Source organism: Lactobacillus sp. ESL0233, from assembly GCF_003692995.1.
GTDB classification, from domain to species: Bacteria; Bacillota; Bacilli; order Lactobacillales; family Lactobacillaceae; genus Lactobacillus; species Lactobacillus bombicola.
In genome coordinates this window covers 98,314-107,005 of record NZ_REHH01000003.1, presented here as the reverse complement: position 1 = coordinate 107,005, position 8,692 = coordinate 98,314, and the positions used below count along the sequence as shown (strand labels likewise).

Here is an 8,692-nt window from a genome sequence, read left to right as displayed (position 1 = left end):
CCTAAGTCATGTGTTAATTCAAACGTTTCCCGCCAGGATAGATCTTGTGGTAAAGCTTTTTCGTAAATTCCGAGTGCATTAGTTGTCATGATGCACATTCAACTCCTTTTTTAACTTGCTTAAATTAAAAAGGGTGTTAACGAATATCGCCGTTAACACCCTCCTTTTTTACTAAATTAACCCCAAATTTTATTAATTTCATCCTTAAATTTTTTGGCTTGTTCATGTGGATCGGCAGCTTCTCTAATATCACGTCCAGCAATAAATGTATAAACTGGTACTCCTGCAAATAGCTGTAGTACTTCTGGATGAACACCACCAGTAACTGAAACTTTAAAGCCCAGCTTGATTAAATTTTTAACATTAGCAACATCTTTTTCAGACCACTTTTGTCCTGCAAATTTAGCATCACGACTTTGGTGGTAGACAACTTGATGAATGCCATGATCAAGCCATTCTTGCATTCTATTTTCGTCTTCCCAACCTTCATATAATTCCACTTGGACTTCAATTTCTTTTTGTGCATTGCTCATAGTTGGTACTGTTGCCGCATTAATGCACGTCATCCAATCTGCACCGGCTTGCTTGCATGACTGACCACACTTAGTCCCAGCGTCAGCACACTTAACATCAGCTAATACAATTTTTTCAGGAGCCATTGCTCGCAAAGCAGAAACTGCACTTAAACCATCGCGATAAATTAAAATTGTACCAGTTTCAACGACATCAATTTCATCTTTTACTTGGCGTAAAACATTAATTGCTTGAGCAGTATTATCACAATCTAAAGCCACTTGTAATTTTGGTAAATCCATAATTACCTCCTAATTCTTCTTAAACTTAGTAGGAATAGCTGAAGCCTTTATTTTTTCTTCAACCTCAGCAGCAGAAATAACATTCTTGATACCAATTACTTCACCACCACGTTTTTTTACTTCATCAAACATATTAATGAAAGGAACTGAAGTAAATACCACATCATAGTTGCGAGCGATTCCCTTAGCTTCAGAAACAGACGTATGATCAGCCTGTGTAATTTGATACCCCAACTTTTCCAATGTTTTCTTAACAGTTCTCATTAACATCAAACTAGTACCTGAACCGTTGGCACATGCCGTTAAAATTTTCATACTATACCTTTACCTTTCTTTCTAATCTTTTTTATTTAAATTTTGCCATGCGGAATAATCCTCGGTGATTAAGAAGTACCCTTCTGGATCGGCCCGATATTGCAATTGCGGAATAGCCAACAGTAGCAAAATAATCACAACTACACCTATCAAACCTAGATATTTCATAATAACTGTAAAGAATGGCCAAACCGTTGCCCAATCAAACATTCCAAGATAACCACCATATTTGGCCATACCAATCCAAGTTGCTATCAGTGCCGACCCAGCCACTTGAATCAAACCAGAAATAAAAGGCATAATCATGGCACACTTATAGCCCCCTCGATTATTTGAATATAAGCCAATTACAGCGTTATCAAAGAATAAAGGAATAAATCCTGCAATAACTAAGGTTGGCGAGTGGAACAACAATAATAAAATAATCATAGTAAATTGACCTAAAGCACCGAACATAAAGCCAATTGTTTGTGCATTCTGTGAACCAAAGCCCAAGGTTGCAGCCACATCAATTCCTGGAACCGCACCTGGCAACCAACGATCAGAAATTCCTGTAAAGGATTCCGTTAATTCATTAACAAAAGTCCTAACTCCCAACTGTAAAATTGCTAAGTAAACAGAGAATTGCAGGGCAGTTTGCAAAATATAAAAAAGAAAACTTTGCCCTTTTTGCATAAAATGTGCCTTAATTAGATAATCAGGTCCTAAAACAACTAAAATGGCACCAATGAAGATCAACATTAAGATTGAAGTGGAAACCATGTTATCGTTAAAAATAGACATAAAGCTTGGCAATTTGATATCTTCTAAGCGCTTACTTTTATTTTTATTAGTTTTGATTGAGTGTTTTTCAATTATTTCTGAAATTTTTGCAAAGAAATAAATACCAAACATTTGCTGATGAGCAACAGCAAATCCAGCACCTTCAGTCAACTCTTGCGTAATGCCAACAGTCAAATTAGAGCCAACGGCCCAATATAAACCTAAAATCAGACTCATAATAGCTAAAATAGATAATCGGTTTAAATTTGGAAAACAAAATAGTATTAACCAAAAAGCAGTTGCTGCCTGCTGAACTTGGACATTGCCCGTAGTAAAGACCGCCCGTAATTTTGTATATTTTGAAAATCTAACCAATAAAATATTAATTACATATGCAAATAATAGCAATAACATAGTATCGGCAAACGAGCGCCCAAAGCGTTGCATAATTCCTGCATTAACCGCATTTTGTCCAAAATATGGATCAATTATCATCGCATTTAAATGAAAACGTGCCTTTAAACCGACTAGAATCGGCCTAAAAGTATTAACTAGTCCACCTGAACCAGCTACCAAAATAAAGTAACCGACAGTTGCTTTTAAAAAGCCTGACAAAACGTCATACCATTTTTTATGTTCTAAAATATAACCAATTAGAACAATAAAACCTATCATAAAGGCTGGCTGATTTAAAATATTAGTAGCAAAATAGCTCCAAACAGCCAATAAAGCATTCAAAATATTCTGCATTTTTATTTGCTCTTTTCTTTATTTGAATCATGTTTTTGAATAACTTTGCGATAATCTGCTAAATTTTTTACCTGACACAAATCTTCAATCATTCCTTCTTCCATTAGTAGATTAGATAGATTAGCAATATTTTTCATATGTGTTGCATTATCTTTTGCTGCTAACATAAAAAATAATTGTGCATCTTTTTCAGAATCATTATGATCGAAGGAAACTTTTTCGGGGAATATTGTTAACCCAATTCCGGTTCCTAGAACATCCAAACTGTCTGCTTGTGAATGTGGCATAGCAACTCCAGGTACGATAACAATATATGGACCATATTGTTTGATATCAGCAATTACCTGGTCAATATATTTATCGGTTACCAGATTATTCTTTTTCATTATTTCCCCGGAAATTCGAATCGCTTCTTGCCAGTCTTTAGGATGCTGTGAACTAATATTGATTAGATTATTTTCTAAAAAATAAGGTAACATGATTTCCTCCTGCCATTAATACAATTATAATAATTCAGGGAATGGCAAGTCAGGATCATTTTTGAATGCATCATGGAAGCCGCGATCATACATATATTCATATTTATCTTTATCTTGTGGGAAATTAAATTCACCGCCTACTTGCCAAATATAAGGTTTAAATCCGTATTGCAAACGATATCGCTTTCTATCCCATAAAGCTAAAATATCTTTAGGATCACTATAAAAATTAGACCAAATATCATAGTGCATTGGAATAATAACTTGGGTATTCAACGCTTCAGCCATCCGTAAAACTTGTGAATCATCTAACTTATCTGTGATACCGCGCGGATTTTCGCCATAAGCACATAAGGCAACATCAATTTTATTTTCATTACCATGTTTAACAAAAGTGTTAGAATAATGGGAGTCACCAGAATGATATAAATTTCCACCTGATGTTTTAACTAAATAGTTAACCGCTACCTTATCCATTTTAATCGGCATGGTGCCCGCTAATTTTACATTAGGGTCATCCTCAGTAACTAACTCGGTACGATCAAAAGCTTCCAAAGCTTTTATTGTTGCTGCGCCAACTTTAACTTCATCTCCTGGCTTAACAACAGTAATTTTTTCTTTAGGAATACCCCAGTCAATCCATTCATCTGCTACCCCTTGTGGGCCGATAAATTTTGCATTTGGGCAATATTTATTAACACAAGCAGCAGTATAGATATCTAAATGATCATGGTGGGTATGTGTAACGCAAAGCGCATCTAAATCTTTAATTGCAAATGGGTCAATTACATAAGGTTTATTACGCATATTGGGTTGCATAGTCTCTGCACCAGTCATTCTCATCATTTGATGACCCTGACGCATTTTGCCATCACCATGTGTGTGTTTACCAGTACCATTCCACATGTCAATAGCAACATTGGTACCCTCATGTGTTTTTAGCCATGTTCCCATGCAGCCTAACCACCAAATTGCAAAAGATTTTTCTGGTACCTCTTTATTTGCAATTTGTTCGTTTAAGAAAGTTCCCCATTCAGGAAAATTATTTTCCGCAAATACAGCTGGTGTAACATCATTAATATTTTTAGGTTGAGCCATTTTGTTCCTCCTGTAAGACAATCTTGGTTTGTTTTCACGGTAAATTATATTGTTTATTGGTATCGCTTTCAATCGTATTTTATGATATTTATCTTTTTTTATGATATTTTTTCAAATAAAAGTCGTTAATATTGATATTTTTTCATATTTTATGATAAAAATAGAGCGATAAAAAATTTATTGAGGAAATCTGCTAATGAAAAATTCATATCAAGAAATAAAAAATAGACGAAAACAAATTATTAATTTGCTCAATCATCAAAAGACGCTTTCTCTTAATGCACTTAGCGATAAATTAAATGTTTCAATAATGACCATGCGCAGAGATTGTAGTTATCTTGCTAATCAAGGTAAAGTTATACAAGACAAAGGACTGATAACTTTAGTTAAGCCAGAAGAAATACCATTAACAGATTCAGTCAGTTATATCAAACAATGCCTTGGCAAAGAAGCTGCAGCCCATATTGAAAAACATAGTTGGATTTTTATTAATTCAAGCACAACTGCCTTTGAAGCAATTCCTTATTTGCTTAAAAAAGATGTTAATATTTTGACTAACAACGGCTATGCCGGAAACTTAGATATTCGAAAAAGTAATAGTAAAATAATCTTAAGTGGTGGTAATATCAGCCGCAAACTGATTATGAGTGGTGAATGGGCCGTGGATGCCTTTTTGAAAATTTATGCGGATTGGGCAATAATTGGTTGTGCTGGAATAAGCTTAACTCGTGGTATTTCTACGCCATTTATGGAAGAAGCAAAGGTCAATAAAGCTATTATTAAGCAAGCTAAAAAGCTGATTGTTGTTGCAGATTATAGTAAATTTAATCAATTTTCTAATTTTACAATTGGACAGATATCAGATATTGATTTATTGATTACCGATACTTTTACACCTAAAAAAACAATAGAAAAATTTATTAAAGCGGGAGTGCAAGTAATTCAAGTTAAACTATAAAAAAACGAGCATGAAAAGTCTTACCTTTTTATGCTCGTTTTTCAATTTGATTATTAAATAGCTATTATTCACTTAAAAACGCTAATATTTCTTGAATAGCATCATTCTTTTGACTTGATGACATTTTATCATCTTTAATAATTTCAATTGCATGCCGAACAACCGAAAGTAATTGCTGATCATTCTCATCATCGCTGGCTAAATAAGCAATTTTAAAATATGATTCTAAACTTTTAGTATTATTATCTCTTAAAGAACCTTCAATTAATTTTTTGAAGATAAGTTTCATATTGCGATTATTTTTTCGCTTTTCACGAACTTTTTCAAAATACGGTAAAAATAACGCAACACAAACTGCAGCAATTTCAGCAATTGCAGTAACCCACTCTGACAGTGGTCCAATTTCCATAATCTCACCTCTATATTTATTATACTAGGAATAATAAAGCTGGTAAATTTTTTATTTTAGGTATTAGCTAAAATTTAATTGCAGGACAAGAAGCTTTCGCCTCTGGATTAGCAGAACTCCATCAAAAAATAAATATTTATTGCATTAATACTGAAAATACGGCTAGTGATCATTTTTTGAACGAGGAACGCAAAAAATATAAGGTTGAAAGTATTCCGACATTAATAAAAATTAAAGATAAAAAATATTTTAAAGTGCTGAATCGTATGAAAGGGACTTTAAACTAATTTTTGACAAAGTATTATTAATGCATGTGCTTTTTTATGATTAGCTTGACCAAGAACTATATTTATCTAAAATAATTTCAATTGATCTAATTGTGCAATTGGCTAGCCACGAAAAAAGGAAAGACTGAACTGACAGTCTTTCCTTTTGCTGTAGGGGGGAAAATTCATAAAGTGTTTTAACAAGCTTTTTTGTCTGGAAACGTACCACTTTGAAGTATAAACTATAATTAGTGAATATATCATTTGTTTTTTATTATGAGGTATAGAAATGAAAAAAAAGCAAAAAATAATAGTTAGTTTAACGGCAGCTGCTTTGCTTACCGCTCCAATAATAATCACCAGTATTAATCAAGCTCACGCAGCACAAACTACTGACCAAACTCAAAATAAAATTGCAACAGACGGTACCTTAACATTAAACCACAATACCCGTATTTATAATAAAAAAGGTCAAAAATTATATTCTTACCAGAGAAGTAATGGCTTACTTAAAAAAGGTGCAACGATCAGCTATGTTGATAAACCACAAACAATAGCTGATCCAGATACAGTAAGATATTCATTCCATGATGATGACTGGAATTGGTTCTATTTGCCATATAAGACAATCAAGGGACAAGAATATTACAGCATTGGTCATGGTGGTTATGTGAAAGCAATAAATGTTGAAAAAGTTGATAATGATTATTTATACACTAACGAAATAACTGTTAAATTATCTGAAAAGGTTCCTGTAATGCAAGTTATTAATGGAAAAGCTAAAATAACAGGAAGATTAATTAATGCGGGGCAAACTGTAACCTTAAATGGTAAAACTTCTAATTTTGAACTATTTGGAGTCCATGAGGATGGTGACGGTGATAGTGGGGATTACATGATTAAAAATACAAATAATCAATTTATTAGATTGGATAATGGAACATTAAGAAAAGAATTATTACCGTATAGTAATTTTATGAATGTTGTATTAATAGATAACGCCTATCTTTATACTGAAAATGGAGAAAAATATATTCATCATAATTCAGCTAGTGAAATAATTATTGATAAAACTAACGTAGCTTCAAGCATTTCTCCACAACTAAAAAAAGGATCAATTGAAGAAGTGAACAAAGCTGTTTATCTCTGGGTAGCTGAGGATCAACAAGTAGAATTGTTTTACCAATTAAAAAATGATTTATTATATCCAGAAGATAAAGTTGCTATGTTCATTAAAGCAGAAAGTTCTAAATATATTTATGGTCCACAGATAAAACCAAGTAATGCAAAACAAGATGTAATTAAATAATATTTTATAGTAGAAAAGTTGGTAAATTTCCGTCCTTACAACGTTAATTTACCAACTTTTTTTGTCATATTTATTTCTAGTAAATATTTAGATGATATCAAGAGAAGCAGCAGAACGATTTATGTAATTCCATGGGGAGCGCAAGACAAGTCACAATGGGATTGAATAGATTTTTCTAAGACTGGTAATAATTCTGCAGATGCAGAAGCATATATTGATATTTCAGGTTATTATACTAAATTTGAAGTTTAACTCAATTGATGTTTATAGATTTACTTCTTAATCCAATTTTGCTTTCTAAAAGAGTCATATAGTTTTTTTGACTATTATTTTTTCAAATTTTTCAAATTCAGGAATTTGATTCCCTCGATAACCTGACATGTTTAAAGCTTTTATAGCATTATCCATATTTTGTAAACCTTCTTCACTGTTACCAGACATATAAAGTATTGCTCCGTGATAAAGCTTTAATCGGATCATTTCAAATATAGAATCAGGTGAATCCAATAATGATTCAACTAGCGTAAAATATGTTGCTGCCATGTCTAACCTATCTCTTTTAATTAAAATCTCAATAGTATTTAACAAAGTTTCAGTCAATCCATTTTTATTTTCTGTAAGCGATTGGTACCTCATACCTTTTTGATATACGGACTTACTTAATAGTTCTATTATTTCCGTAGGTAAGAATGGAATAGCATTGGCATATAAAAGAAATTCATAATATGACCAATCCTCCACTCCAAATAAGTAATTTTTAATTGGTTCCCAATCACTAATATTAGGCTCTGTTTCGTTTACTGTAGTTGCATATAATCGACAAAGATAAATATTATGTTTATAACGTATATTTTTTTCTTTCTTGTATAATAATAATTCCGTTTCTTCCAAATTTTTTAGCATCACATTACTCTTAGCATCAACAGCGTCAGAAAGTCCTGATAAAAAAATATTTTGTGGGTGTTTTTCAAAATTATTTGCTTGGAGTAGAAATTCATCAATATCAACATTAATATGATCCAATATTTCTATTAGTTTGGAAAATGATATCTCACTTTCCCCACGTTCAAATTTCGATAAAAAAGCTGGTGTAACAGTATGACCAGCGGCTTGCTTTATAGTTACTCCCTTTGATTCTCGAATTTTTCTAAGTGATTCTCCAAATTTTTTCATTATTTCCCCTTAAAATTCATATATGACTTTTTGAGAGAAATTATATCACTTCTTGCTATGCTTGATGAAACCATTTAAGGAGTGATTCTATATGAAAAATATTAATTTAAGCAAACCCACAACAATCTTAGAACTATATCAACTTCTTCCAAATATTCCAAAAGAAGCTATTAAACAAATAAATTAAAAATTTTTAATCGTTGCCTGTTATTGCAACTGTCCCTAAACAAGAAATTCTTGGAATATTAGATAAAGACATAAATATACAAAAGCCTTTTCATTGTTTGAAATATGTTTATGCTATCGACTGTAATTTAAAAGATATACAAACTTTATATAACCGCATAATAAGTTAGGA

At 32.2% G+C, this 8,692-nt stretch carries 9 protein-coding genes and 1 pseudogene; 2 read left to right on the top strand and 8 right to left on the bottom strand.

What is annotated here, in order from left to right:
• From F5ESL0233_RS08355 to ulaG, 6 genes and pseudogenes are all read right to left on the bottom strand, one after another.
• Window positions 1–89: pseudogene (locus tag F5ESL0233_RS08355) on the bottom strand (xylulose 5-phosphate 3-epimerase); the annotation flags it as partial.
• Between the two features lie 87 nt (window positions 90–176).
• A complete protein-coding gene (locus F5ESL0233_RS00870; RefSeq protein ID WP_090093891.1) occupies window positions 177–815 on the bottom strand; it encodes a 3-dehydro-L-gulonate-6-phosphate decarboxylase in 639 nt (212 codons plus the stop codon).
• A gap of 9 nt (window positions 816–824) precedes the next feature.
• On the bottom strand, window positions 825–1,130 hold the full coding sequence (locus F5ESL0233_RS00865; RefSeq protein ID WP_090093892.1) for a PTS sugar transporter subunit IIB: 306 nt from the start codon (window positions 1,128–1,130) through the stop codon (window positions 825–827).
• Window positions 1,131–1,151: 21 nt separating this feature from the next.
• On the bottom strand, window positions 1,152–2,642 hold the full coding sequence (locus tag F5ESL0233_RS00860; RefSeq protein ID WP_118907258.1) for a PTS ascorbate transporter subunit IIC: 1,491 nt from the start codon (window positions 2,640–2,642) through the stop codon (window positions 1,152–1,154).
• A gap of 2 nt (window positions 2,643–2,644) precedes the next feature.
• Window positions 2,645–3,121, bottom strand: a complete 477-nt coding sequence (locus F5ESL0233_RS00855; protein ID WP_090093895.1) for a PTS sugar transporter subunit IIA — start codon at window positions 3,119–3,121, stop codon at window positions 2,645–2,647.
• A 24-nt stretch (window positions 3,122–3,145) separates the two neighbouring features.
• Window positions 3,146–4,219 carry an L-ascorbate 6-phosphate lactonase gene (gene ulaG / locus F5ESL0233_RS00850; RefSeq protein ID WP_122058290.1) on the bottom strand — a complete coding sequence of 358 codons (1,074 nt, stop codon included), beginning with the start codon at window positions 4,217–4,219 and terminating at the stop codon, window positions 3,146–3,148.
• A 196-nt stretch (window positions 4,220–4,415) separates the two neighbouring features.
• Here ulaG and F5ESL0233_RS00845 point away from each other — a divergent pair, with 196 nt between their 5' ends.
• A complete protein-coding gene (locus F5ESL0233_RS00845) occupies window positions 4,416–5,177 on the top strand; it encodes a DeoR/GlpR family DNA-binding transcription regulator (RefSeq protein WP_122021223.1) in 762 nt (253 codons plus the stop codon).
• A 64-nt stretch (window positions 5,178–5,241) separates the two neighbouring features.
• On the opposite strand, the gene F5ESL0233_RS00840 is transcribed toward F5ESL0233_RS00845, so the two are convergent.
• The gene (locus F5ESL0233_RS00840) at window positions 5,242–5,586 is read right to left on the bottom strand and encodes a hypothetical protein (RefSeq protein WP_090093901.1); all 345 of its coding nucleotides are present in this window, start codon (window positions 5,584–5,586) and stop codon (window positions 5,242–5,244) included.
• 555 nt (window positions 5,587–6,141) lie between these two features.
• Here F5ESL0233_RS00840 and F5ESL0233_RS00835 point away from each other — a divergent pair.
• Window positions 6,142–7,161 (top strand): SLAP domain-containing protein, encoded by a 1,020-nt coding sequence (locus F5ESL0233_RS00835; protein WP_122058289.1) that lies wholly within the window; start codon window positions 6,142–6,144, stop codon window positions 7,159–7,161.
• A 306-nt stretch (window positions 7,162–7,467) separates the two neighbouring features.
• Here F5ESL0233_RS00835 and F5ESL0233_RS00830 read toward each other — a convergent pair whose 3' ends face one another.
• Window positions 7,468–8,334 carry a helix-turn-helix domain-containing protein gene (locus tag F5ESL0233_RS00830; RefSeq protein WP_122058287.1) on the bottom strand — a complete coding sequence of 289 codons (867 nt, stop codon included), beginning with the start codon at window positions 8,332–8,334 and terminating at the stop codon, window positions 7,468–7,470.
• Between the last annotated feature and the right edge of the window lie 358 nt (window positions 8,335–8,692).

Excerpts from the sequence above, each read along its gene's own strand:
- F5ESL0233_RS00845 (WP_122021223.1), top strand. The coding sequence starts at position 4,416 with ATGAAAAATTCATATCAAGAAATAAAAAATAGACGAAAACAAATTATT.
- F5ESL0233_RS00840 (WP_090093901.1), bottom strand. The coding sequence starts at position 5,586 with ATGGAAATTGGACCACTGTCAGAGTGGGTTACTGCAATTGCTGAAATT.
- F5ESL0233_RS00860 (WP_118907258.1), bottom strand. The coding sequence starts at position 2,642 with ATGCAGAATATTTTGAATGCTTTATTGGCTGTTTGGAGCTATTTTGCT.
- F5ESL0233_RS00870 (WP_090093891.1), bottom strand. The coding sequence starts at position 815 with ATGGATTTACCAAAATTACAAGTGGCTTTAGATTGTGATAATACTGCT.
- ulaG (WP_122058290.1), bottom strand. The coding sequence starts at position 4,219 with ATGGCTCAACCTAAAAATATTAATGATGTTACACCAGCTGTATTTGCG.
- F5ESL0233_RS00865 (WP_090093892.1), bottom strand. The coding sequence starts at position 1,130 with ATGAAAATTTTAACGGCATGTGCCAACGGTTCAGGTACTAGTTTGATG.
- F5ESL0233_RS00855 (WP_090093895.1), bottom strand. The coding sequence starts at position 3,121 with ATGTTACCTTATTTTTTAGAAAATAATCTAATCAATATTAGTTCACAG.
- F5ESL0233_RS00830 (WP_122058287.1), bottom strand. The coding sequence starts at position 8,334 with ATGAAAAAATTTGGAGAATCACTTAGAAAAATTCGAGAATCAAAGGGA.
- F5ESL0233_RS00835 (WP_122058289.1), top strand. The coding sequence starts at position 6,142 with ATGAAAAAAAAGCAAAAAATAATAGTTAGTTTAACGGCAGCTGCTTTG.